General features: G+C 44.9%; 22 protein-coding genes. 4 read left to right on the top strand and 18 right to left on the bottom strand.

Going from position 1 to position 23,579, the window contains the following annotated elements; genetic code table 11:
* Positions 1 to 94: 94 nt before the first annotated feature.
* The gene (gene serB / locus AB6E85_RS17885; RefSeq protein WP_372143416.1) at positions 95 to 1,075 is read right to left on the bottom strand and encodes a phosphoserine phosphatase; all 981 of its coding nucleotides are present in this window, start codon (positions 1,073 to 1,075) and stop codon (positions 95 to 97) included.
* A gap of 109 nt (positions 1,076 to 1,184) precedes the next feature.
* On the opposite strand from serB, the gene AB6E85_RS17880 reads away from it, so the two are divergent.
* Positions 1,185 to 1,796 carry a YtjB family periplasmic protein gene (locus AB6E85_RS17880; RefSeq protein WP_076655999.1) on the top strand — a complete coding sequence of 204 codons (612 nt, stop codon included), beginning with the start codon at positions 1,185 to 1,187 and terminating at the stop codon, positions 1,794 to 1,796.
* A gap of 127 nt (positions 1,797 to 1,923) precedes the next feature.
* On the opposite strand, the gene deoD is transcribed toward AB6E85_RS17880, so the two are convergent.
* The 12 genes from deoD to AB6E85_RS17820 form a co-directional block, all read right to left on the bottom strand.
* Positions 1,924 to 2,643 (bottom strand): purine-nucleoside phosphorylase, encoded by a 720-nt coding sequence (deoD, locus tag AB6E85_RS17875; protein WP_017063285.1) that lies wholly within the window; start codon positions 2,641 to 2,643, stop codon positions 1,924 to 1,926.
* A 65-nt stretch (positions 2,644 to 2,708) separates the two neighbouring features.
* Positions 2,709 to 3,929, bottom strand: coding sequence for a phosphopentomutase (locus AB6E85_RS17870; protein ID WP_136977832.1), 1,221 nt, complete (start codon positions 3,927 to 3,929; stop codon positions 2,709 to 2,711).
* 76 nt (positions 3,930 to 4,005) lie between these two features.
* Positions 4,006 to 5,334, bottom strand: a complete 1,329-nt coding sequence (gene deoA, locus AB6E85_RS17865; RefSeq protein ID WP_017063283.1) for a thymidine phosphorylase — start codon at positions 5,332 to 5,334, stop codon at positions 4,006 to 4,008.
* A gap of 223 nt (positions 5,335 to 5,557) precedes the next feature.
* Positions 5,558 to 6,334 (bottom strand): deoxyribose-phosphate aldolase, encoded by a 777-nt coding sequence (gene deoC, locus AB6E85_RS17860; RefSeq protein ID WP_010436196.1) that lies wholly within the window; start codon positions 6,332 to 6,334, stop codon positions 5,558 to 5,560.
* Between the two features lie 520 nt (positions 6,335 to 6,854).
* Positions 6,855 to 8,117, bottom strand: a complete 1,263-nt coding sequence (locus tag AB6E85_RS17855) for a NupC/NupG family nucleoside CNT transporter (protein WP_017058833.1) — start codon at positions 8,115 to 8,117, stop codon at positions 6,855 to 6,857.
* A gap of 204 nt (positions 8,118 to 8,321) precedes the next feature.
* Positions 8,322 to 9,134: a TatD family hydrolase gene (locus tag AB6E85_RS17850; RefSeq protein WP_102319908.1), complete on the bottom strand. Its 813-nt coding sequence runs from the start codon at positions 9,132 to 9,134 to the stop codon at positions 8,322 to 8,324.
* Positions 9,115 to 9,270 (bottom strand): DUF5363 family protein, encoded by a 156-nt coding sequence (locus tag AB6E85_RS17845; RefSeq protein ID WP_017066983.1) that lies wholly within the window; start codon positions 9,268 to 9,270, stop codon positions 9,115 to 9,117. Before AB6E85_RS17845 ends, AB6E85_RS17850 begins: the two co-directional genes overlap by 20 nt.
* Positions 9,271 to 9,375: 105 nt before the next feature.
* Entirely contained in the window at positions 9,376 to 10,956 is a 1,581-nt protein-coding gene (prfC, locus tag AB6E85_RS17840) for a peptide chain release factor 3 (RefSeq protein WP_017059244.1), read from the bottom strand.
* Between the two features lie 172 nt (positions 10,957 to 11,128).
* The gene (rimI, locus tag AB6E85_RS17835; protein WP_017059243.1) at positions 11,129 to 11,584 is read right to left on the bottom strand and encodes a ribosomal protein S18-alanine N-acetyltransferase; all 456 of its coding nucleotides are present in this window, start codon (positions 11,582 to 11,584) and stop codon (positions 11,129 to 11,131) included.
* On the bottom strand, positions 11,577 to 11,975 hold the full coding sequence (locus AB6E85_RS17830; RefSeq protein WP_102398361.1) for a DNA polymerase III subunit psi: 399 nt from the start codon (positions 11,973 to 11,975) through the stop codon (positions 11,577 to 11,579). Before AB6E85_RS17830 ends, rimI begins: the two co-directional genes overlap by 8 nt.
* A 158-nt stretch (positions 11,976 to 12,133) precedes the next feature.
* Positions 12,134 to 12,637, bottom strand: coding sequence for a GNAT family N-acetyltransferase (locus AB6E85_RS17825; protein ID WP_017063279.1), 504 nt, complete (start codon positions 12,635 to 12,637; stop codon positions 12,134 to 12,136).
* Positions 12,621 to 13,148 (bottom strand): SCP2 domain-containing protein, encoded by a 528-nt coding sequence (locus tag AB6E85_RS17820; RefSeq protein ID WP_029235120.1) that lies wholly within the window; start codon positions 13,146 to 13,148, stop codon positions 12,621 to 12,623. The genes AB6E85_RS17825 and AB6E85_RS17820 overlap by 17 nt, the downstream gene beginning before the upstream one ends.
* A 258-nt stretch (positions 13,149 to 13,406) precedes the next feature.
* Between AB6E85_RS17820 and AB6E85_RS17815 the strand changes: the two genes are divergently transcribed.
* The 3 genes from AB6E85_RS17815 to AB6E85_RS17805 all read left to right on the top strand — a co-directional run bounded on the left by AB6E85_RS17815 (position 13,407) and on the right by AB6E85_RS17805 (position 17,537).
* Positions 13,407 to 15,446: an EAL domain-containing protein gene (locus AB6E85_RS17815; RefSeq protein WP_372143414.1), complete on the top strand. Its 2,040-nt coding sequence runs from the start codon at positions 13,407 to 13,409 to the stop codon at positions 15,444 to 15,446.
* A 180-nt stretch (positions 15,447 to 15,626) separates the two neighbouring features.
* A complete protein-coding gene (locus AB6E85_RS17810) occupies positions 15,627 to 16,640 on the top strand; it encodes a peptidase U32 family protein (RefSeq protein WP_017068227.1) in 1,014 nt (337 codons plus the stop codon).
* Between the two features lie 18 nt (positions 16,641 to 16,658).
* Complete coding sequence (locus AB6E85_RS17805) at positions 16,659 to 17,537, top strand: U32 family peptidase (RefSeq protein WP_017059237.1); 879 nt, start codon at positions 16,659 to 16,661, stop codon at positions 17,535 to 17,537.
* Between the two features lie 85 nt (positions 17,538 to 17,622).
* On the opposite strand, the gene AB6E85_RS17800 is transcribed toward AB6E85_RS17805, so the two are convergent.
* From AB6E85_RS17800 to rpsO, 5 genes are all read right to left on the bottom strand, one after another.
* The gene (locus tag AB6E85_RS17800; RefSeq protein ID WP_372143412.1) at positions 17,623 to 18,960 is read right to left on the bottom strand and encodes an MATE family efflux transporter; all 1,338 of its coding nucleotides are present in this window, start codon (positions 18,958 to 18,960) and stop codon (positions 17,623 to 17,625) included.
* A gap of 89 nt (positions 18,961 to 19,049) precedes the next feature.
* Positions 19,050 to 19,457 carry a MarR family winged helix-turn-helix transcriptional regulator gene (locus tag AB6E85_RS17795; RefSeq protein ID WP_017056675.1) on the bottom strand — a complete coding sequence of 136 codons (408 nt, stop codon included), beginning with the start codon at positions 19,455 to 19,457 and terminating at the stop codon, positions 19,050 to 19,052.
* 153 nt (positions 19,458 to 19,610) lie between these two features.
* Complete coding sequence (gene nlpI, locus AB6E85_RS17790; protein WP_372143410.1) at positions 19,611 to 20,534, bottom strand: lipoprotein NlpI; 924 nt, start codon at positions 20,532 to 20,534, stop codon at positions 19,611 to 19,613.
* Positions 20,535 to 20,658: 124 nt separating this feature from the next.
* Positions 20,659 to 22,779 carry a polyribonucleotide nucleotidyltransferase gene (gene pnp, locus AB6E85_RS17785; protein ID WP_019819855.1) on the bottom strand — a complete coding sequence of 707 codons (2,121 nt, stop codon included), beginning with the start codon at positions 22,777 to 22,779 and terminating at the stop codon, positions 20,659 to 20,661.
* A 378-nt stretch (positions 22,780 to 23,157) separates the two neighbouring features.
* Positions 23,158 to 23,427: a 30S ribosomal protein S15 gene (rpsO, locus tag AB6E85_RS17780; protein WP_010436144.1), complete on the bottom strand. Its 270-nt coding sequence runs from the start codon at positions 23,425 to 23,427 to the stop codon at positions 23,158 to 23,160.
* Positions 23,428 to 23,579: the final 152 nt, after the last annotated feature.

The following is a 23,579-nucleotide window of genomic DNA, read 5'->3' as shown; positions in this document are numbered from 1 at the left end:
TCTCTAGGTACAATAAAAAAGAAAAGCAGGCTCAGTGCCTGCTTTTGTGTCTTTGTAATATCACACGATTAACTAATCATGCTGTTGTGAACCTTTACGGTTTCGCCTGCCAGCTGATTTTTTGTTGCTTAGCCAACGCGCCAGACAGGATACACAATACCCCACCTAAGCCAGCATAACGCACAGCAGTTTGAGCTTGTTGCTCGACTTTTGGTTTTGCATGGAAGGCAATACCTAAACCAGCAGCGCCCATCATCACCAAGTCATTCGCGCCATCACCAACAGCAACCGTGTTATGTAGCTCCAGCTCATACTCTTCAGCCAACTCTACCAAGATATCCGCTTTGGTCTGCGCCGAAACAACATCGCCTAAGACTTCACCCGTCAACTTACCGTTGACGATCTCAAGCGTGTTTGATTGAGCATGGTCTAGATCAAGGGTATCTTTCAGGTAGTCAGAGAAGTAAGTAAAACCTCCTGATGCAATCGCTGTTTTCCAGCCAAGCTTATTTAGAGTATTCACCAGCCCGACCAAGTCTGGCATGAATGGCAATGACTGACGCACTTGCTCTAATATCGACTCATCCGCACCTTTCAGTGCTCCTACTCGTTGGCGCAGGCTCTGTTCAAAGTCGAGCTCGCCTTGCATCGCTCGTTCCGTGATTTCAGAGACTAACTCTCCCACTCCAGCTAGCTTGGCAATCTCATCAATGCATTCAATTTGAATCGCTGTGGAATCCATATCCATCACGATCAAACCTGGCTTAGATAAGTCTGGGACCTCGCTAAGGCAAGCATAATCAAGCTTTAGCGCTTGGAGGATTTCTTCGTGTGCTGGCGTTAGATTGCCTGACATCAAAGCCACTTCATAATGCCCAACCTTCCACGTATCGAGGATGGTGTTGTAAGTGCCAGTGAAAAAGTCGATGTCATCGAAAGATTGTGGAGATAGGTACTCACCAAACACAATCCAATTGGCCTTGGATTTAGCGAGTTGAGAAGCGAAACGAGTCTCGGGGAGTCGAGTTAATAATGTCGTATGCCTTTTTATCGGCAGATATTTCTGATCGTCCATGTGTATGATTCCTAATTAACTATGCTAAACGTTAACCTATTGCAATTTGAAAACGCAAGTCTCAATATGTCTTAATCATAACATTTGTTTATTTCAGGCTTCGTTAAACATGAATGAATCATTGTTCTCAATACGTAACGCTTTACGAATGCTAGCCCTCATTTTGTTGGCTACCATGTTCGTTGTAACGATTAAAAATACGGTCGTGATCAGTAAAGGTAACGAGAAGATCCAAGCAAAACAATTGGAAACTCTTACCAAGCTGCTTATCTCTCAGGCATCACTTTCAGCCAGCAAGATGATCACGCAACAAGACCAAGAGCGATTGCTTGATCTGACTAACCAGCTATCTCAAGACCGACTGGTGTTCGATACCACCATCTATGATGCAGAGGGTATTCGACTGGCTTCGAGCGAAAAAGCCCTCTCGGTACGTGAGGTTCTTGGCTTAGATACACCACTTTCAACAGCAAGTATCGGCAGACAACAGTTAGTTGAACCTATTTATTCTCCAGAGAAAACGATCATCGGCTTTATTCGAGTGACTTTTGAAACCGGTAAGATGACGGCGATTTCTGATCACCACTACCGCAAAAGTGATCGCTACATGATCGGTATGGTGTTGATGGGGTTTGTGAGTGGCGTGTTGTTCATCATGCTGATTCGCAGAAGACCAACTAAGTCTGGTGAGAACTTACTATTGAAAAATGTAAGCTCATAAACACACTAGGCTGACAATAAATACTAGACTCAGAATAAGTACAGCAATCCAATAAAAAGCCCCGACGCTCAGGCAGCAACGGGGCTTTTTGTTATCTGTTAACTTATCAAGCTAAGACAAATCAAGATTATTCTTGGTCACCAAGCAACACTGAGTCTAGTGCGATAACCATCATGTCGTTGAAAGTCGTTTGACGTTCATCTGATGTCGTTTGCTCACCAGTCTTGATGTGGTCAGAAACAGTACAGATCGTTAGAGCTTTTGCGCCGTATTCAGCACATACACCATAGATGCCAGCCGCTTCCATCTCTACGCCAACAATGCCGTATTTGTCCATTACTTCGAACATCTCTGGATCTGGCGTGTAGAACAGCTCAGCCGAGAACAGGTTACCGACTTTTACGCCGACACCGAGAGCTTTGGCTGCATCTTCTGCCGCGCGCACCATTTTGTAATCCGCAATCGCCGCAAAGTCATGATCTTTAAAGCGAATACGGTTCACTTTAGAGTCAGTACATGCGCCCATGCCGATCACCACATCACGCACTTTGATATCTTCGCTCACTGCACCACAACTGCCCACACGAATGATCTTCTTCACACCAAAGTCTTTGATAAGCTCAGTCGCGTAAATAGAACAAGATGGAATGCCCATACCGTGTCCCATTACCGAAACCTTACGACCTTTGTAAGTACCGGTGTAACCAAACATGTTGCGAACGTCGCACACTTGAACCACTTCTTCTAAGAAGGTTTCAGCGATGTATTTAGCACGTAGCGGATCGCCTGGCATTAAAACTACGTCAGCGAAATCACCCATTTCAGCATTAATATGTGGAGTAGCCATTGAAAATATCCTTAATCTCAAAACAAAAAAAGAAGAGAGAAGTTTCCCTCTCTCTTCGTTAACTATTATAGAAAGCTTGTACCGTGTCCCATTGGCGATGTACCAAAGTATGACGCTAAGCTTTGACCTATATCAGCAAATGTATCGCGACGGCCTAAAGAACCGGCTGGAACCTTCTGACCGTAAACAATCACAGGGATGTGCTCACGAGTATGGTCTGTACCTGGCCATGTCGGATCACAACCGTGGTCAGCAGTTAAGATAAGCACATCGTCTTCTTTCATCATATCGATGATTTCATTGATGCGACCATCGAAGTACTCAAGTGCCGCTGCGTAACCAGCAACATCACGGCGGTGGCCGTAAGCTGAGTCAAAATCAACGAAGTTAGTGAACACGATAGTGTTGTCGCCCGCTTCATTGATCGCATCTTTGGTTGCTTCAAATAGCGCAGGGATACCTGTTGCTTTGGTTTTCTGAGTGATGCCACAACCCGCGTAGATATCAGAGATCTTACCGATTGAGTGAACGTTACCGCCCTTCTCATCAACCAACTTCTGAAGAATGGTAGCTGCAGGTGGCTCAACAGAAAGGTCACGACGGTTACCAGTACGTTCGAATTGACCTTTACCTGGGCCAATGAACGGACGAGCGATAACACGACCAATGTTGTAATCTTCTAGCTCTTCACGAGCAATCTGACAAAGATCTAATAGGTTTTGCAGGCCGAATGTCTCTTCGTGACAAGCGATCTGGAAAACAGAGTCTGCAGAAGTATAGAAGATTGGCAGACCAGTCTTCATGTGCTCTTCACCTAGGTTATCTAGGATTTCCGTACCAGATGAGTGGCAGTTACCCAAGAAACCAGACAGGCCTGCACGCTCAAGGATGCGGTCAGTCAGTTCTTTTGGGAAGCTGTTCTCTTTGTCGGTGAAGTAGCCCCAGTCAAACAGTACAGGAACACCTGCGATTTCCCAGTGACCTGATGGCGTGTCTTTACCAGAAGACAGCTCAGCAGCGTGACCGTAAGCGCCAATGATCTCAGCGTCTGCATCCATACCAGGAGCAAAACGACCCGTAGACTCTTTGTGAGCCATCGCTAGACCTAGCTTAGACAGGTTTGGCAGTGCCAGTGAACCTTTACGATCTGCATTGTCTGCAAGACCTTGGTCACAATGATCTGCGATGTGGCCCATAGTGTCAGAACCTACATCACCAAATTTGTCTGCATCCGCTGTTTCACCGATACCGAATGAATCTAAAACTAAAATAAATGCTCTTTTCATTTTCTTCACCAACTTATTGCTCTTTGCACCAGAACTCTGTTTATCGGTATACGCGAGGTATACCGATACCTGTTATTTACACGTCTTCAGAACGAATCTGACGGTAAACGTCTGGCGTTGCTGTATATTCTCCGCCCACAGTGATTGCATTTTGTAATGCTGTTGCAGCTTCTTGCCACTGTTGTTCGTTGCGAGCATGAATCATTGCTAATGGCTTATCTTCACTTGCTACTTCACCTAGGCGAATGAAGTGATCAAAGCCGACTGCGTAATCAATGCTGTCAGTTGCTACACGACGACCGCCGCCCATACCAACCACAGCCATACCAATTGCACGAGTATCCATTGCTGATACCACACCGCTTTCTAGCGCGTACACTGGCTTAATAATGTCTGCTTTTTCTAGGTAGTTATCGTAGTTCATTACGAAATCAACTGGACCACCAAGGCCCGCTACCATTTTACCGAAGCACTCTGCTGCTTTACCGTTATCCAGTACTGCCATCAGTTTTTCGCGCGCTTCATCTGAATCTTTTGCAAGGTTGCCCAGCACCAACATTTCAGCACACGATGCTAGCGTGATCTCTAACAAGCGTGGGTTACGGTATTCACCCGTTAGGAACTGAACCGCTTCACGAACTTCTACTGCGTTACCCGCTGAAGAAGCCAGCACTTGGTTCATGTCCGTTAGGATTGCTGTTGTTTTAGTACCCGCACCGTTTGCTACTGCAACGATAGATTTCGCTAGCTCTTCAGATGCTTCGTAAGTCGGCATGAATGCGCCTGAACCTACTTTTACATCCATCACTAGAGAATCAAGGCCCGCAGCCAGTTTCTTAGATAGGATTGAAGCCGTGATCAGCGAGATGTTATCGACTGTTGCTGTGATATCACGAGTTGCGTAAACACGCTTGTCAGCAGGAGCTAGATCGCCTGTTTGACCGATGATAGCCACGCCAGCATCTTTCGTTACTTCACCGAACACATCGTTGGTTGGTGTAATGTTGTAACCCGGAATAGATTCCAGCTTGTCTAGCGTACCGCCAGTGTGGCCTAAACCACGACCAGAGATCATTGGAACGAAACCGCCACATGCTGCCACCATTGGGCCAAGCATCAGAGAAGTAACGTCGCCAACACCACCAGTAGAGTGTTTATCAACGATTGGGCCATCAAAGTTCATGTGGCTCCAGTCAATCACCATGCCTGAATCACGCATTGCACACGTTAGTGCGATACGTTCTGGCATCGTCATTTCATTAAAAAAGATAGCCATTGCGAATGCGGCAATTTGGCCTTCAGAAACCGTGTTCTTAGCCACACCTTGAATGAAGAAGTTAATTTCTTCAGCTGTTAGGACTTCACCGTCACGTTTTCTGCGAATAATTTCTTGAGGTAGATACATTAGTGCCTCCCAAACTCTAGTGAGTATGGTTTGTAGGGAAAAGAGGTAATATGGAGTGGCTTGACGCCACTCCATCAAACAGACTTATTATGTTCAATACTCTAAATATTTGGCGTTGCAGTTAGGCGACCAGTGAGTTCATTCCTATGAACATAGAGGCTCTATGTGATTAGGAGGAACTTACGCAGTGAACAACGCTGCGGTGTCAAATATGACGAGTAAATTAGTATGCTGCTGGATCAGCAGTCTGGTCTGTCACTTCTAATGTATTAAGAAGGTTAGTTAGTAGGCTTGAAGCACCAAAACGGTAGTGCATGTTGTCTGCCCACTCAGCGCCTAGTAGCTCATCAGCCATTGCTAGGTATAGTGCTGCATCTTCAGCAGTACGTACGCCACCAGCTGGTTTGAAACCAACTGTTTTAGCAACGCCCATGTCACGGATAACTTCAAGCATCATGCGCGCGTACTCTGGAGTCGCGTTTACTGGCACTTTACCTGTTGAAGTTTTGATGAAGTCTGCACCTGCTTCGATACAGATTTGAGAAGCTTTCTTGATTAGTGCTTCTTCTTTCAGTTCACCTGTTTCGATGATCACTTTAAGCGTGATGTCACCACAAGCTGCTTTACACTGTTTAACTAGCTCAAAGCCAACTTCTTCGTTGCCAGCAATAAGAGCACGGTATGGGAATACTACGTCAACTTCGTCTGCGCCGTACGCTACCGCTGCTTTTGTTTCTGCAACAGCAATTTCGATGTCGTCATTACCATGAGGGAAGTTAGTTACAGTCGCAATGCGTACTTCTGGAGTACCTTGCTCACGCAACGCTTTCTTAGCTGCTGGGATAAAGCGAGGGTAAATACAGATTGCAGCGGTGTTGCCTACTGCAGTCTTCGCGTCATGACAAAGCGCCACTACTTTTTCAGTAGTATCGTCGTCATTTAGCGTAGTTAGGTCCATAAGTTTAAGTGCACGTAGAGCTGCTGCTTTTAAATCGCTCATTTCTATCTCCGATCAATATATTCAAATAGTTAACTACTTCGCCCTCCATCCAGTATAGATGGATATTTTAGTAATGCTCAGTAGCCACAAATGAACGGACTTGGTTCCCTGAAGACTTGATAACTTTCGCTACCAATTGCAATCCTTGTCACCGCACAGTACCAGTTTGGTCTATGGCACAACAAATCAGTCATGTTGTGTCTAACATCTATAGCGTATCGCTAATTTTGGCTTAATCCCAGAAGAATAACGTTCGAGTTGATTTCGAGGTTACTTTCTTGCCAACAGAGACATCCTATCCCTTTAGCTTATACATTATAGGTATCCATCAATAAATTGTAGTGCTCCTTAGAACGCAAACGGTTTGTATCTCAAAAAAACATTCTAGACCCTACATCGAATCTAAGCATAAGCGCGTGCATATACTAAAAACGGCAGGCCTAAAAACAAAAAAGCCCCGCAGCAATTTCTTGCTACGGGGCGATATTATTATGGCGTCTATATATCGATTTCTAACTAATTAGAAAGACAGGAAGAAGCCAGCAATTGTTGCTGCCATCAGGTTAGATAGAGTACCAGCAATTACCGCTTTAACACCCATACGTGCGATGTCGTGGCGACGGCTTGGTGCAATACCACCTAGACCACCTAGAAGAATCGCAATTGAAGAAAGGTTTGCGAAACCACATAGTGCGAATGCGATGATAGCTTGAGTCTTCTCAGACATCACTTGACCAGTTGCTGCAACAACTTGAGCGTTTTCACCAACGTATGGTACGAAGTTTAGGTATGCAACGAATTCGTTAACAACTGTCTTCTGACCAATGAAAGAACCAGCGATAGTTGCTTCTTCCCATGGAACACCAATGATGAATGCTAGCGGTGCGAAGATCCAACCTAGAAGAAGTTCTAGAGTTAGGTTTTCCATACCGAACCAACCACCGATGCCACCTAGGATACCGTTGATTAGAGCAATTAGACCGATGAATGCTAGTAGCATTGCACCAACGTTAAGTGCTAGTTGTAGACCAACTGATGCGCCACCTGCTGCTGCGTCGATAACGTTAGCTGGTTTGTCATCGCCACCGTCCATTTCGTCAGCGATGTTGTCGTCTGGCGTATCTGTTTCAGGCTTGATGATTTTAGCGAATAGTAGACCACCTGGTGCTGCCATGAATGATGCTGCTACAAGGTACTCTAGAGGTACACCCATAGATGCGTAACCCGCTAGTACACCACCAGCTACAGAAGCCAAACCACCACACATTACTGCGAATAGTTCAGAGTTAGTCATTTTAGGAACAAATGGACGAACAACTAGAGGTGCTTCAGTTTGACCAACGAAGATGTTTGCTGCTGCAGACATAGACTCGGCGCGAGAAGTACCTAGAGCTTTCTGAAGACCACCACCAAGAACTTTGATTACAATTTGCATAACACCAATGTAGTAAAGTACAGAGATAAGTGCAGAGAAGAAAATCAGAGTTGGTAGTACTTGGAAAGCAAAGATGAAACCGATACCGTCAACTGAGAAGTTAACTAGGCTGCCGAATAGGAAACCAGTACCGTCTTTACCGTAGTCGATCACGTTTGCTACACCAGCAGAGAAACCTGCAAGTAGATCACGACCCCAAGGGATGTAAAGTACGAATGCACCAAGTGCGAATTGGATAGCGAAAGCGCCACCCACTGTTCTTAGATTAATAGCTTTGCGGTTGTCAGATAGTAGTACTGCGATTGCGATCAGTGCAACCATTCCGACTAGGCTCATAAACAGGCTCATAGTTTATGACTTCCTTATTAGTTATTTATTGGCGTGTTACAAAATGGGGCTATAAAGCGGAGGCAATTATACTCATGCGACCACTAATAAAGTAATGCCGTCCTCACACTTTCGTAGAAGATTCATGTACCATTCACACGTAAATGTGACCCAAATCACAAGCTCAGTGCAATTTACGCAAACGATAAACAAAAACCTTCGATTTTATTCACATATACCGAATGCGCGATGGCTATTTTGCCAAATTTGCGCTGCAATCGATTGCTTTGGCTCTTTTCTAAGCAAAAAAAGTTCATTTAAGATCGTAACTAAATATTTGGAATGATTAACATTTCCTTGGTTTCCATACATGGGCATGTCCGGAGCATCCGTTTCCAATACCAGACATTCAAGGGGCAATTTTGCGATGGTTGTGCGTGTTTTTTGCGCTCTTGGGTAAGTTATCGTTCCACCGACGCCAATATAGAAACCGAGCTTGATCCACGCCAAAGCTTGCTGTTCACTCCCAGAAAAACCGTGAATCACACCACCTAAGGTGAACTTATGCTGCTTTATTAGCTCGATAAGTCGGTTGTAAGACTTCCTCTCATGGATGATTAAAGGCAGGTCAAACTCCTTCGCAAGCTCCATTTGTTGGATGAAAAAGCGCTCTTGTTTCTCTCGTTCAACGTCCACAAAAAAGTCGAGCCCGCACTCACCTATCGCGACACATTGGCTGTTTTTTGAAGCGAGTAATTGGCGAAGTTCCGAAAATTGTTCGTCATTGGCCGGTTCTAAAAAGTAAGGATGGAAGCCTAATGCATAGTAAATATTGGGGTGAGATTGAGCGATTTCATCGAGCTTCCTCCAGTTACGTTGGCCGATAGAAGGGATGATTAACTTCTCGACTTGCGCTTGTTTCGCTTCTTTAAGATAGCCATCAATAGTTTGATCAGGTGTAAAACCTTGCTCAAACGCCTCAAAATCCGCGTGGCAATGAGTATCAAACAGCGGAAAGTCACTTATTTGCTGTGTCATTTTCCCTACTCTCCATTTGTTTCCCTTGAGGATCACGACGATAAGCAACACAACTGCGCTTGTTTTCAGGCGTTAGCCCAAGCTCTTCACACCACTTATCATATCTTTTAACCCAAGTTTTTATCCAACCCAACATAACTGCCTCTAACCTCAGCCTTTAAACCTCAAATAAAACGCATTAAAAAACGCCTATTGCAGAACAATAGACGTTTTTGTTTAACTCTAATAGATCGCGGAGAAATTAGTGCTCGCGCGTCGCTCGGAATTGAACTTCAGGGAAGCGTTCAGAAGCTAGGTTCAAGTTCACCATAGTTGGTGCGATGTAAGACAGGTTGTCACCGCCATCTAGCGCTAGGTTAGATTGGTTCTTACGTTTGAATTCTTCTAGTTTCTTAGCGTCATCACATTCAACCCAACGAGCTGTTGCAACGTTAACACCTTCGTAGATAGCTTCTACGTTGTATTCCGCTTTCAAGCGCGCTACAACCACGTCGAACTGAAGGACACCAACCGCACCAACGATCAGGTCGTTGTTCTGCATAGGACGGAATACTTGTACTGCGCCCTCTTCTGAAAGCTGAACTAATCCTTTTAGAAGTTGCTTCTGCTTCAGTGGATCGCGTAGACGGATACGACGGAATAGCTCAGGTGCGAAATTAGGAATACCAGCGAACTTAAGGCTCTCACCTTGAGTAAAGGTATCACCAATCTGGATAGTACCGTGGTTATGTAGACCGATAATATCACCCGCGTATGCTTTTTCAGCACGTGCACGGTCACCCGCCATAAAGGTTACCGCATCCGAAATACTTACACTCTTGCCTGTACGAACATGGTTCATCTTCATACCTTGGTTGTAAGTACCCGAAACGATACGCATGAATGCGATACGGTCACGGTGTTTAGGGTCCATGTTTGCTTGGATCTTAAATACGAAACCAGAGAACTTCTCTTCTGTCGCTTCAACATCACGCTCGTTCGCTTGACGCGTTTGAGGTGCTGGAGCCCATTTCGTTAGACCATCAAGCATGTGGTCAACACCAAAGTTACCCAATGCAGTACCGAAGTAAACCGGCGTTAGTTCACCCGCTAGGAATAATTCATGGTCAAACTCAGGACAAGCACCGATAACAAGCTCTAGCTCTTCACGTACGCTTTCCGCAAGATCAGCACCTACTGCTTCATCTAGCTCAGGGTTATCTAGACCTTTGATGATACGAACTTCTTGGATCTCGTGGCCGTGGCCAGATTCATACAAGATCGTTTCATCACGGTGAATGTGGTAAACACCTTTAAACTCTTTACCGCAACCAATTGGCCATGAGATTGGAGCACAAGCCATACCTAGCTCGCTCTCTACTTCATCAAGCACTTCCATTGGGTCACGAACGTCACGGTCAAGTTTGTTCATAAACGTTACGATTGGCGTATCACGCAGACGTGTTACTTCCATTAGTTTACGAGTACGATCCTCGACACCTTTCGCAGCATCGATAACCATCAAACATGAATCAACCGCTGTTAGCGTACGGTACGTATCTTCCGAGAAATCTTCGTGTCCTGGAGTATCTAGTAGGTTTACTAGGCAATCATTGTATGGGAATTGCATTACCGACGTAGTTACCGAGATACCACGTTCTTTTTCCATCTCCATCCAGTCAGATTTAGCGTGCTGGTTAGAGCCACGGCCTTTTACGGTACCCGCTTTTTGAATCGCGTTTCCGAATAAAAGAACTTTTTCAGTAATCGTGGTTTTACCCGCATCCGGGTGAGAGATAATCGCAAACGTTCTACGTTTGCTCACTTCTTGTTGGAAAGACATAGTCGCCCTTTGCTGATCTAAAGCGTAAAAAGGGCAAGTAGATAATACTTGCCCTTGAATTCTGTGTGCGGATTATACAGAAAGCGTATCACTTTCTAAAGGGTCAGTTTACACCCTATTTTTTGGCTAATTTTGTGATTAGCTATCTAGTTAGCGAAAAGACGTAACATGACTAGCTAAAAGACATAAAAAGATAGCTCATAATGATGGCATCTTCGTTGCCTTGTTTAGTTGGATAGTAATTACGACGGCGATCAACTTCGTTGAAGCCTGCCTTTTCGTAAAGATTAAACGCGTTCACATTACTTTCGCGAACTTCCAGCCAAGCGCTTTCAGCATCAGCTTGTTCACATATATCAAGGAAATGTTCAGTTAGTGCCTTACCATAACCTTTGCCTTGCTTGCTTGGGTCTACCGCAATATTAAGCAGCGTCACTTCACCAACAATATTTTGAGCGAAGAAATAGCCCACCACTTGTCCATCAACTTCAAGGACATGATGACAAGCGCCTCGGCTATCAAGATCTCGGATCATATTTTCAGACCAAGGGTGAGAATGCGCGGCCTGCTCTATCTTCCAAATGGCGTCTAGGTGTTGTTGTGAAGTCGGTAAAAATTGATTAGTCATAAGCACAAATTTGTTGCCATAAGTCGCGGCGGTGTTGGTTGTTACCGTTAATGTCAGACAGTAATGGCGATTGAAGTGTTTTAGCATTCAGCTCTTGAGCCGACTCACAACCCGCAAACCACACCCATTCAACATCACCAAGTTCGATAGAAGATAAGTGTTGAGGCTGAATATGTAAGGCTTGAGATAAGTCGAGTTTGATACTTTTGAGTACACGCTCAAACATCACAGCGAGGTCTTCCTGAGGTTTTTCAGGCGATACCAACAGTAACTTGCAATCGTTAGAGAGCGGAGTCAATTCAGATTCATAGCCCGCTAAACGCTCTGGGTGGCTAAGATCCCATTGGCTAATGCCCATCTCTTGCAGGTATTGTGCGTGTGTTTGTGACATATCTAGCGGTGTAACCTTAGGTTGATAGTGGGCGACTTATTAGAGCAGAGTTAAAACGAGCTCATCAGAGCAGGGCTGATACTAACAAAAAATAAAGGAGCATCAAGCTCCTTTATTTAGACTAAATCAGTTTGTATCTTGTTGCGTGATAAATCAGCTTATAAGTCGTTGAACTCGGGGCTGTAAGCAATCTCACCAGCATGTCCAGCAAACGCACCGTTTACCAATTCAATCGCTTGGAAAGCACCTTCAGGCACATCCCAAACACAACTCAGGCCAAACTCGCTCGCAGCCTTGAAACCAAAGCGGCTGTAATAAGCAGGGTCACCCAACACAACGCAAGCTGGGTAACCAAAATCAACCAAAGTGGAAAACGCATCTTCAACTAGAGATTTGGCAATGCCTTGGTTGCGGAACTCTTCTTTCACAGCGAGAGGCGCAAGCCCTTGCCAGTTATGATCGTCGCCATCAAGAGTGATAGGGCTAAACATCAGGTGACCAACCACCTCGCCTTCATCAGAACAAGCCACCAGCGATAGCGTTAAATGGCTATTCTCACGCAAGCTCATAACCAAGTTAGCTTCTGCATCTGTTTCAAAAACAGATTTCAATAAACGATCAATGACAAGTATATCTGCCGGTGCTTCAGTTCGAATAAGCATTCATTACCTCACTTTGTGTATCTGGGGATTGTACTCCCTTCTGCACAAAATCAGCTAATTGATTTAACAAAGTTTTCATAGGAGTCGGCAATAAGTCCAAATCTACGCTATCCATCAAGTTTTTAACTTCTAAACCGAGCTCGGTATCGCCTTCAATAGACAGTCTACGTTGGAAGAAAAGCGTATCTGGGTCTTCTTTACGCCCCGCAATCAACACAAGATCGTTAAGATTGCCGCTAAAGCTTACATCTTCAACCACCTCTTTATCAGCTACAACCAGTTGCTCATTTTTGTAGCTAATACACCAACTTAACCCCATGTCTTTTATTGAGACTTTCAGCCATTTGTCTTCTAAAAACTCAAAGTCACCGTCCTCTAAAGCTTCCTTGAATACATTCTTAAGCGCCTCCAATAAGGCTCTTTTTTGTACTGTTTTAGGCAATAACTGGACTGGAGATCGCAAAATTGATGCGGCATTTTGAACTAGTTGAGTGCGAATCTTGTTTATCACGTGACTTATCCGTAACTTTGTCAATAATATGGAATGCATCATAGATGATGTTGAGATCTCAGTTACTGTTATGTATCAAATTAACTTCTGTTTGATACTCGACCTTTAATATCCTGAAAATCACAGTTATAGTAACTCAGGTAATGAGAATTACAGCGGATCGCTGCACTCACAGGTAAATATCGATAGCCACACAAAAAGTAATAAATATTTATCGATAGTGAATATTCAAGCTCTTGGAGAATTGGTAGTACTTTGATGCCTCCCCAACAACTACAACATTGGTTTACCCAGCTAACTGCAAATAGTCCGTTCTTTTTTGCAGTACTTGATGCTCAACATAACTATTTTATGGTGAATGAGCGTTACTGCGATATTGCTGGTTTGAGTCAAACAGAGCTTGCAGGCATGAATGATCGCCAAACATTGGGCGAACAGTTCTACCAACATCTCAAGCCTTACTATAAGCGTGCATTCAGTGGCGAAACGATTGAGGCCGAAGTCACCCTCAACGAAACAGACCTCGATACCAGCCTTCATTTCAGCCTATCTCCGCTTACCAATGGCAACAAAACCGACTACATCGTCTTTCACGCCTTCGACACATCAGAAAACCAAGTACTTGTCCGTTCTTTAGAAGAATCCGAAGCCAAATTCCACAAACTATCTCAACTACTCCCTGACGGATTACTGCTCGTTGAAAGTGACTATATCTTGTCATCCAACCCAGCGGCAGCGCGCCTGCTTGGCTTTAACTCAACCACAGAGTTAATTGGCGAACAGCTGGGACGCCTATTTATCGATGAACAAACCAAAACAGTCTTCAATAATAACCTCAGCTCTATTATTTCTGAGTCTGGTTTGGTTTGCTTAACGGGTGCACGATGCGGCTTTGAACGTAAGGTTCAGCTCAACATCGACTCCACCACTGTTCTTGGAAGCAACACTCAGTTGGTGCTTATCCAAGACGCACAAGAAACCGCAAAACAATACACACCGGCAAACAGTGAAGATGCCTACATCGATGCACTGACCAAGCTCTACAACCGAGTTGGGTTTACTAAGCGTCTTGAGCAGTTCATTCACAACGATACGCCGGTGGTGATGCTCTACTTAGACATTGATAACTTCAAGAATATCAATGACTCACTTGGTCATCACATCGGTGACAAGGTGATAAAAGAGGTCGCTTCGCGCCTTAAACGCTTACTGCCTCGTAAGGCCGTGATTGGGCATTTAGGCGGGGATGAGTTTGGTATTATCTTGCCAGAACCTGAACATCAGCGAACACCTGAAATGCTCGCTGAAAAGATCATATCCCTTATCAACCAACCCTTCGATCTTCACCACTTTAGCAAACGCTTAGCCTGCTCAATTGGTAGCGTGAGCTTTCCTCAAGATGGGACTGATGCTCGTATCTTGCTGCAAAATGCAGACACAGCAATGTATGAAGCCAAAGATCGTGGTCGCAACCGCCTGATCAAGTTCAACGAACAGATGAACAAAGAAGCGCGCATGCGACTGTGGCTTGAGATAGAGCTACAAAAGGCGCTGCAACAAAATGGACTTGAGGTTTGGTATCAACCTAAGGTCAATGCCCGTGACTTCACCATTAACGGCGCTGAAGCTCTAGTACGTTGGAAGCACCCTGTCGAAGGTTATATCAGTCCTGCTGCGTTCATTCCTGTGGCAGAGCGAGCTGGACTTATTGAACAACTTGGCCGAGTGGTAATGCGTGAAGTGTTTGCTACGGTTAAGCGCTGGAAGATGCAAGGTATCCTTCCAGGTCGTGTCGCGATCAACCTATCTCCAGAACAGTTTGGTAACCCAAAGCTGATTGATTATATGGAAAAATTGCTGCGTTCGACCGAGCTTGATCCAAGTGCGATTACGTTTGAGCTAACGGAAAGCGCAGTAATGAGTGATAGTGAACACACACTTCAAATGCTTAACGCCATCAAGAAACTTGGCTTTGCTCTCTCAATTGATGATTTCGGTACAGGTTACTCTTCACTGTCTTACCTTGCTCGCTTCCCAATTGATGAGCTTAAAATAGACCGTGCTTTCATCTCTGATATCGATACCCTACCAAAGCAAATTACCGTAATTGAAAACATCATCAACCTAGGTAAATCTCTCGATTTGACCGTGGTTGCAGAAGGTGTCGAAACCAGTGAGCAAGCGACTCTGCTGTCTAACCTCAACTGTAGTTCGATTCAAGGCTTCCACTTCTATCGTCCGCAACCAAAACAAGATGTCGAAGAGTTGTTTGCTCAAAACCGCCGTCATAAGAACTGATTAGACGATTCCAATACGCACCTCATTCAAAACCAAAGCAACACACAAAACTACCACTCGTCAGTACCTCAAACGGAGTAAAAGCAGATTTATCCATCTAAACCTGCCTTACATCAATTCCGTCATTCACAATTCTTCATAAAATGCTCGCTTCAACTTAATTCTACTGGTAGTGAGCAAATGGAACTCTTATGCCCAGCGGGTAACTTACCTGCTTTGAAAACCGCTATTGATTGTGGTGCGGATGCTGTCTATATCGGATTCAAAGACGATACCAATGCCCGACACTTTGCAGGCCTAAACTTTGCGGGTAAAAAGCTCGATCGTGCTGTGCAGTATGTGCATGACCACAACAAGAAAATTCATGTTGCCCTAAACACATTTGCTCACCCAAATGGCTTCGACCGTTGGACTAATGCCGTAGACAATGCTGCTGCACTGGGTGTTGATGCGTTGATCATCGCAGACATCGCGGTGCTTGAGTACGCAGCAAATAAGTACCCAGATCTCGAACTGCACCTATCAGTGCAAGCATCTGCGACCAATGCGGCGGCTATCGACTTCTACCATAAAAACTTCAACGTTAAGCGTGTCGTACTACCGCGTGTGTTGTCGATTCATCAGGTCAAACAGCTTTCTCGTAACATCACTTCTGACGTTGACCTTGAAGTATTCGCTTTTGGTAGCTTGTGCATCATGGCAGAAGGCCGTTGCTACCTCTCTTCATACATGACAGGCGAATCACCAAATACCGTTGGTGCTTGTTCTCCCGCAAAATACGTTCGCTGGCAAGAAACAGAAACTGGCCTCGAGTCTCGCTTGAACGAAATCCTTATCGATAAGTATGAAGCAGGTGAGAACGCAGGTTACCCAACGCTGTGTAAAGGCCGCTTTGAAGCCGAGATCGATGGTGAACGTAAGCGCTATCACGCACTTGAAGAGCCAACCAGCCTCAACACGCTATCCATGTTGCCTGAGCTTTTCGCGGCAAACGTTGCCTCAGTGAAGATTGAAGGTCGCCAACGCAGCCCGGCTTATGTTGAACAAGTCACTCGCACGTGGCGCGCAGCTATCGATCGCTACTTAGCGAACCCAGAACAATACCAAGTGGAACAAGCTTGGAATGCGACACTGGCGAATGTATCGGAAGGTACACAAACCACGCTTGGCGCTTATCACCGTAAATGGCAATAGAGCCAAATGGAGAACTCAATGAAATACGCATTAGGCCCTCTACTTTATTTTTGGCCAAAACAAGACGTTGAAAGCTTCTATGAGCAAGCGAAATCAAGCTCTGCCGATATCATCTACCTAGGTGAAGCGGTGTGTTCAAAGCGTCGTGAGATGAAAGCGAAACACTGGATGGACATTGCTAAAGAGCTGTCGGCTTCAGGTAAGCAAGTCGTACTTTCCACCATGGCATTGCTAGAAGCACCAAGCGAAGTCAACATCATGAAGAAGTACATCGATAACGGTGACTTTGCGATCGAAGCCAATGATGTATCTGCAATTCAACTGGCCAGCGAAAGCAAAGTACCTTTCGTGGTTGGCCCGGCAGTAAACACCTACAACGCACGCACCCTGAACCTATTCTTGAAACAAGGCATGACGCGTTGGTGTATGCCGGTTGAGCTTTCTCGCGAATGGCTAAGCAACGTAATGACCCAGTGCGAAGAGCTAAATATTCGTAACAAGTTCGAAGTTGAAGTGTTTAGCCACGGCTACCTGCCGCTTGCTTACTCAGCACGCTGCTTTACCGCTCGCGCTGAAAACAAAGCTAAAGACGATTGCGAAACCTGCTGTATCAAGTACCCAACAGGGCTACAAGTAGAAAGCCAAGAAGGCCAATCAGTCTTCAACCTTAACGGTATTCAGACGCAATCAGGCTACTGCTACAACCTAGTCAATGATTTACCGAACATGCACGACCTGGTTGATGTGGTTCGTTTAAGCCCTCTCGGTATCGATACCTTCTCTGAAATCAACAACTTCAGAGCAAACGAGCAAGGTCAAAAACCGATGAAAATTGAAAGCCGCCAATGTAATGGGTATTGGCATCAGCTTGCAGGTTTAGACGTTAAGAACATCTAGTTCCTCGCATTGGACTAACCAGTAACAAATACAAAAAAGGTCTAGCATTCGCTAGACCTATTTTATTCGACTTAAGAAACGCGACCTATGCCGCCGCGGTTTCCATCGGTGAGGTATCGAGCTTCTTTATATCTTTGTAGAGCATCACCATCACCACCACACTTAGCGCGATGTTAGACAGTGGGTACGCAATCCAGATCCCCGGCACACCATACAACTTAGGCATAATGTACAAGAACGGTAGTTGGATAAGCATATTACCTATAGTCACAAACATCGCCTTGCTGCCCTTGTTCACCGCTTGATAGTAAGCAGCTGCGACTACCAAGAAGCCATCCAGCGCCAGTGCAAACATGTGAAGGCGAATACCCAACACGGTGTACTCAACCAACTGAGGTTCGTCTGAGTTAAATACTGATACAAACTCACGTGGGAACGCATTGAGAAGCAGCACGAACGCCACACCAATCAATACCGAACTCATCATCGCAATCTTAAGTAGCTTGCGGATGTTTGCTTGGTTACGCGCACCATGGTTGTAGCTCACCAATGGTTGCATGCCGTTGGCGATACCTTCAGCCGTGAGATAATAAACCGTCACGATGTAGCCCAAAATCGCGTAAGCACCGATCATCAACTGGTCGCCATATTGAGAGAACAACGCATTGTGCAACGCCACCATCATCGAACCATAAGCGTACATAAAGAAGCTTGATGTACCAATGGCGAAGATTTGTGGAATCACATCCAGCTTCAATCTCAACTCATTCCAACGTAAACGTAGGTTTGCTCGACGCGAGAAGAAGTAAGCCAAGCCGAGAGCCGTTACTACAAACTGGGCAATCGCTGTTGCTAATGCTGCACCCATCAACTCCCAGCCATAGAGAGCGATAAACAGGTAATCGAGCACGATATTAATCACCGCACCAACGATCATCAGTATCGTCGCTAAGTTCGGACTGTCATCGTTACGCAGTAGAAACGGCATCGCGATCGAACCTAGCGTGAAGACACTAGCACCAATCAGAATGTGTAAGTACTGCAGACCAAGTTCATACACTCGCCCTTCAGCGCCCTGCCAAAGCAAGAAGTTATCAGCAAACAAGAACAGCAATGCAGAGACAATAGGCGTTATCGCTAACAACAAGGTTAAGCCCGTTGCTAAGATCTGCTTAGCGCCTTGAGTATCTTTTTCACCTTGGCGAATCGAGACAAGCGCACCTGTGCCCACACCCACCAACATACCAATACCAAGAATCGAACCAATCACAGGCCACGCAACATTGATACCTGCAAGTCCATCAGCCCCCACATAGCGGCCAATGAAGATGCCATCCACCACTTGGTACAGGCCATTAACCAACATGGCCGCCACGGTAGGGATTGTGTATCGCCAAAATTGACGACTAATTGAGTTACTCATTTCTTACTCTACTTTCATTTGTGAGTCGCATATCAACAAGATATGACTCGAAAAATTAGTTAACAAGGCTAACTAAATATCTAAATTATTTACTTTAAAGCTTTATTTAATAATAGGTTTAACTGCTGAGATTCTTGCTCAGACAAACGGCTTTCCAGTATCTGTGCCATGACCTGATAGATCTTACTTTCTTCTTCCAAGCCGACTTCCGCTTTGCTGGTCAGTACGACCAACTTAGACCTCGCATCTTCGAGCGAAGCTTTACGCTCAACGAGACCTTTTCTCTCTAACCTTTGAACCATAGTAGTTGCTGAAGGCTTGGTTACTTGCATTTCAATCGCCAGATCTGTCAATCGGATCGGTTCAGGAGAGGCTTGAATGACCTTCAAATAGTCATATTCATTGAAGCTCAATTGGCAAATAGGATCTTCATTTACCTGAGTGCGCCATATCTTAGAGGCGAAGCGCTCAATCTTTTCTAAATTCTGGTTCAGCATACTCACCTAATCAAAGAATAGCATTTAGTTAGCAAGGCTAACTATTTTAGTGTTGTTTAAATAAAAAGCAATCAAAACGAGATGAAGATCATAAAAAAGGAGCATAAAAAAACCGCTGACAGACAGCGGCTTTTCGGAATCAAAATGTGTTGCTTACTTAGCGTTGGCTTCTTCTTCGGCCTCAGCCAGCTTAACTTGCGCTAAGTGCTCAGCTTTAAGTGTGGTGAAGATACGGCTTAACTCTAAGAAAGAGTAACGATGTTCTACGTATTCATACACGTTAAAAGAGACTGACAACTTGTACAAAGAGATAGCATTCGCGTAATCACCATTCATATGGTAACGCTTAGCAAGGTAGAAGTACGTCTCTGTTAGACGCTGCGCAAGTAACGTGTTGTCAGGAGTACCGGTTAAGATCGCCTTGAAAGCCTGCTCTTCAGTAATGTCATCAAGCATAATCGCGACTAATACCCAACCCCACTGCTCATCACGGCTCTCGTAACGTTTTTGCAAATCAAGCTTAGCCTGCTCTGGCGTCAGCTCATGCTGAATGATGTACAACCACAGAGCGCGAAACGGATCGCTAGGATCGTCGGCATAGTGCTTCATCATCTCTTCATTGGCTAAGTCGTAACGCTCGCCATAGTAAAGCGCGATAGAGCGGTTCCTTTCTGCGTAAGAGTTTGCAGGATCAAGCTCTAACGTAGAATCAAAAGATTCATAAGCCGCATCAAACTCCCCTACCTGCGTAAAGTAAACACCCAAAAGATTGAAGATATCAGGTTGAGCAGGGTTCAATGAAAGAGATTGGTTGAAGTCGAGACGCGCGAGATCACGCAGGCCAACACTGTCGTAGTAGTTACCACGTTCAAACAGCATCTTAGCTCGAACTTCATCGTTCAAATCTGGGCGCTGTAATAACTGACTAAGACGTGCAATTTGAACTTCTTGCTGAACGCTTGGTTGCAGTGGCACAGCCATCGGTGGATAAACCCAACTTGAGGTGTTATCTGATGTTGTCGCACAACCTGTTAGTACAAGCAGTAAACACATACTCGCGGTTTGAAACCATTTCACAAATAATTACTCCTGTTATGACCGCAATAAAAAAGGGGAGCGATATGCTCCCCTTTATAACATGCTTTGTTGACGATAGGTTAGAAATCACTAAAAAGCGATATCACCATCGACACACTGAGAATTACTCAGCAGCAGGTGCTTCGCCTTCAGCTGGCGTTTCAACTGCTTCTTTCATGCTTAGACGTACACGGCCTTGACGGTCAATTTCAAGAACCTTAACAGGAACTTCTTGACCTTCAGTTAGGTAGTCAGACACTTTCTCAACGCGCTTGTCAGCGATTTGAGAGATGTGTACTAGACCATCTTTACCTGGAAGGATAGTAACGAATGCACCGAAGTCAGCTAGACGAGCAACTTTACCTTGGTAAATGCGGCCAACTTCAACTTCAGCTGTGATCTCTTCGATACGACGAATAGCTTCTTTAGCAGCTGCGCCTTCAGTAGCAGCAATCTTGATTGTGCCATCGTCTTCGATTTCGATTGTAGTACCCGTTTCTTCACAAAGAGCACGGATAACTGCGCCGCCTTTACCGATAACATCTTTGATCTTATCAGAGCTGATTTTCATTGTGTGGATACGTGGAGCGAATTCAGAGATATCTTCACGAGCACCAGAGATAGCTTCATCCATTACAGAAAGGATGTGCTTACGTGCACCTTGCGCTTGGTTAAGTGCAATTTGCATGATCTCTTTAGTGATACCTTCGATCTTGATGTCCATTTGAAGTGCAGTGATACCAGCGTTAGTACCTGCTACTTTAAAGTCCATGTCACCTAGGTGATCTTCGTCGCCAAGGATGTCAGAAAGAACAACGAAATCGTCGCCTTCTTTAACAAGACCCATTGCGATACCCGCAACAGAAGCTTTGATTGGAACACCAGCATCCATAAGAGCTAGAGATGTACCACATACAGAAGCCATTGAAGAAGAACCGTTAGATTCTGTGATTTCCGATACAACACGAACTGTGTATGGGAATTCTTCAACAGAAGGCATTACTGCTTGGATACCACGTTTAGCAAGCTTACCGTGACCAATTTCACGACGCTTAGGAGAACCAACGAAACCAGTTTCACCTACACAGTATGGAGGGAAGTTGTAGTGTAGAAGGAAGTTGTCTTTCTTCTCACCCATTAGGCTGTCAATGATTTGAGCATCACGTTGTGTGCCAAGCGTTGCAGTAACAAGTGCTTGAGTTTCACCACGAGTGAATAGAGAAGAACCGTGTGTACGTGGAAGAACACCAGTACGTACGTCTAGCGCACGAACCATGTCTTTTTCACGGCCATCGATACGTGGGTTGCCAGCGATGATGCGGCTACGTACTACGTTTTTCTCTAGAGAACCAAGCATGCCGCGGATTTCGCGCTCATCTAGGTTTTCGTCTTGTGCAATTAGAGCTTCAACAACGTCGTTCTTGATTGCGCCAACTTGCTCGTAACGAGCCATTTTCTCAGTGATCTGGTACGCGTCAGATAGACGAGTTTCAGCAAGTTCAGCAACTTGAGCTTTAAGCTCAGTGTTAACTGCTGGTGCTTCCCAGTTCCAAGATGGAGTTGCAACTTCAGCAGCAAACTCGTTGATAGCTTTGATTACAACTTGTTGTTGGTCGTGACCGTAAACAACAGCTGAAAGCATTTCTTCTTCAGATAGGTTATCTGCTTCAGATTCAACCATAAGTACTGCGCCTTCTGTACCAGACACAACTAGGTCTAGTTTAGAGTTTTCAAGCTCAGTATTTGATGGGTTAAGAACTAGTTCGCCGTCGATGTGACCAACACGTGCAGCACCGATAGGACCATTGAATGGAGCACCAGAGATAGCAAGCGCAGCAGACGTTGCGATCATAGTGATCATGTCTGGGTTTACGTCAGGGTTGATAGAAACAACCGTAGCGATAACTTGAACTTCGTTTTTAAACGCACTTGGGAAAAGTGGACGAATTGGACGGTCAATCAGACGAGCTGTTAGCGTTTCGCCTTCAGATGGACGACCTTCACGCTTGAAGAAACCACCAGGGATTTTACCCGCAGCGTATGTACGCTCTTGGTAGTTTACTGTTAGTGGGAAGAAGTCTTGACCTGCAACTGCTTCTTTCTTAGCAACAACAGAAACGAATACTGATGTATCGTCCATAGTCGCCATTACAGCAGCAGTAGCTTGACGTGCAATTACGCCCGTTTCTAGAGTAACGGTGTGGTTACCGTACTGGAACGATTTTACAACTGGTTTTTCAAACATTGTATATCCTTAGCTCTAAAGTCAGACTTTAGATTAAGTGAATAATGACTCAAGATATTACCAATCGCGACTAGTGAAAAGGGACTTAGGATGGTGACTCTTTGTATGTGTTCATACGCCGAATTAAGACCAAATCCGCCTTTGAATAGTCGCGACCTATTGGCCGACATCTGTGACTGTAATCTCTTGAGAGGTTGATTGCCAAACGCTGAAAACGCTATAGGCGGGCGTAGTATAAACTATTTTTATTAGGAGATATATTTCCTATCAGAAAAAGCCAGATGATATTCTGAGCATCCAGCCTAGCATTTTCTTACAGGCACAAAAAAAGGAGCATAAATGCTCCTTTTCTTCAAACTGTCTTTGCAAACATCGCTATTAGCGACGTAGGCCTAGACGCTTGATTAGGTCTTGGTAACGAGCAAGGTTTTTGCCTTTCAAGTAATCAAGAAGCTTACGACGGCTAGAAACCATACGTAGTAGACCACGACGGCTGTGGTGATCGTGTTTGTGCGCTTTGAAGTGACCTTGTAGGTGGTTGATAGAAGCAGTAAGTAGTGCTACTTGTACTTCTGGTGAACCTGTGTCGCCTTCAGATTGTGCGTATTCTGCAACGATTGCTGCTTTAGTTTCTGCATTCAGAGACATAATTCTCTCCTGATAAGAGTAAGTTTATATTTGTAGCAGCCAATCTCTGATTCAGCCGCTACGCGAGCCGAGGATTATAGGGAAGTTTGTCAGTTGGTGCAATAACAATCGAACCCATTAAAAACGAAAAAAGCGAACCACCTAAATTAGGC

The organism is Vibrio sp. 10N.247.311.51, from assembly GCF_041467855.1.
Classification (GTDB): domain Bacteria; phylum Pseudomonadota; class Gammaproteobacteria; order Enterobacterales; family Vibrionaceae; genus Vibrio; species Vibrio coralliirubri.
This window is presented reverse-complemented; position numbering and strand designations above follow the sequence as displayed.

Bases quoted from the DNA above. Each gene is read 5' to 3' on its own strand.
- serB (WP_372143416.1), bottom strand. From the start codon at position 1,075: ATGGACGATCAGAAATATCTGCCGATAAAAAGGCATACGACATTATTA.
- AB6E85_RS17880 (WP_076655999.1), top strand. From the start codon at position 1,185: ATGAATGAATCATTGTTCTCAATACGTAACGCTTTACGAATGCTAGCC.
- deoD (WP_017063285.1), bottom strand. From the start codon at position 2,643: ATGGCTACTCCACATATTAATGCTGAAATGGGTGATTTCGCTGACGTA.
- AB6E85_RS17870 (WP_136977832.1), bottom strand. From the start codon at position 3,929: ATGAAAAGAGCATTTATTTTAGTTTTAGATTCATTCGGTATCGGTGAA.
- deoA (WP_017063283.1), bottom strand. From the start codon at position 5,334: ATGTATCTACCTCAAGAAATTATTCGCAGAAAACGTGACGGTGAAGTC.
- deoC (WP_010436196.1), bottom strand. From the start codon at position 6,334: ATGAGCGATTTAAAAGCAGCAGCTCTACGTGCACTTAAACTTATGGAC.
- AB6E85_RS17855 (WP_017058833.1), bottom strand. From the start codon at position 8,117: ATGAGCCTGTTTATGAGCCTAGTCGGAATGGTTGCACTGATCGCAATC.
- AB6E85_RS17850 (WP_102319908.1), bottom strand. From the start codon at position 9,134: ATGACACAGCAAATAAGTGACTTTCCGCTGTTTGATACTCATTGCCAC.
- AB6E85_RS17845 (WP_017066983.1), bottom strand. From the start codon at position 9,270: ATGTTGGGTTGGATAAAAACTTGGGTTAAAAGATATGATAAGTGGTGT.
- prfC (WP_017059244.1), bottom strand. From the start codon at position 10,956: ATGTCTTTCCAACAAGAAGTGAGCAAACGTAGAACGTTTGCGATTATC.
- rimI (WP_017059243.1), bottom strand. From the start codon at position 11,584: ATGACTAATCAATTTTTACCGACTTCACAACAACACCTAGACGCCATT.
- AB6E85_RS17830 (WP_102398361.1), bottom strand. From the start codon at position 11,975: ATGTCACAAACACACGCACAATACCTGCAAGAGATGGGCATTAGCCAA.
- AB6E85_RS17825 (WP_017063279.1), bottom strand. From the start codon at position 12,637: ATGCTTATTCGAACTGAAGCACCGGCAGATATACTTGTCATTGATCGT.
- AB6E85_RS17815 (WP_372143414.1), top strand. From the start codon at position 13,407: ATGCCTCCCCAACAACTACAACATTGGTTTACCCAGCTAACTGCAAAT.
- AB6E85_RS17810 (WP_017068227.1), top strand. From the start codon at position 15,627: ATGGAACTCTTATGCCCAGCGGGTAACTTACCTGCTTTGAAAACCGCT.
- AB6E85_RS17805 (WP_017059237.1), top strand. From the start codon at position 16,659: ATGAAATACGCATTAGGCCCTCTACTTTATTTTTGGCCAAAACAAGAC.
- AB6E85_RS17800 (WP_372143412.1), bottom strand. From the start codon at position 18,960: ATGAGTAACTCAATTAGTCGTCAATTTTGGCGATACACAATCCCTACC.
- AB6E85_RS17795 (WP_017056675.1), bottom strand. From the start codon at position 19,457: ATGCTGAACCAGAATTTAGAAAAGATTGAGCGCTTCGCCTCTAAGATA.
- pnp (WP_019819855.1), bottom strand. From the start codon at position 22,779: ATGTTTGAAAAACCAGTTGTAAAATCGTTCCAGTACGGTAACCACACC.
- rpsO (WP_010436144.1), bottom strand. From the start codon at position 23,427: ATGTCTCTGAATGCAGAAACTAAAGCAGCAATCGTTGCAGAATACGCA.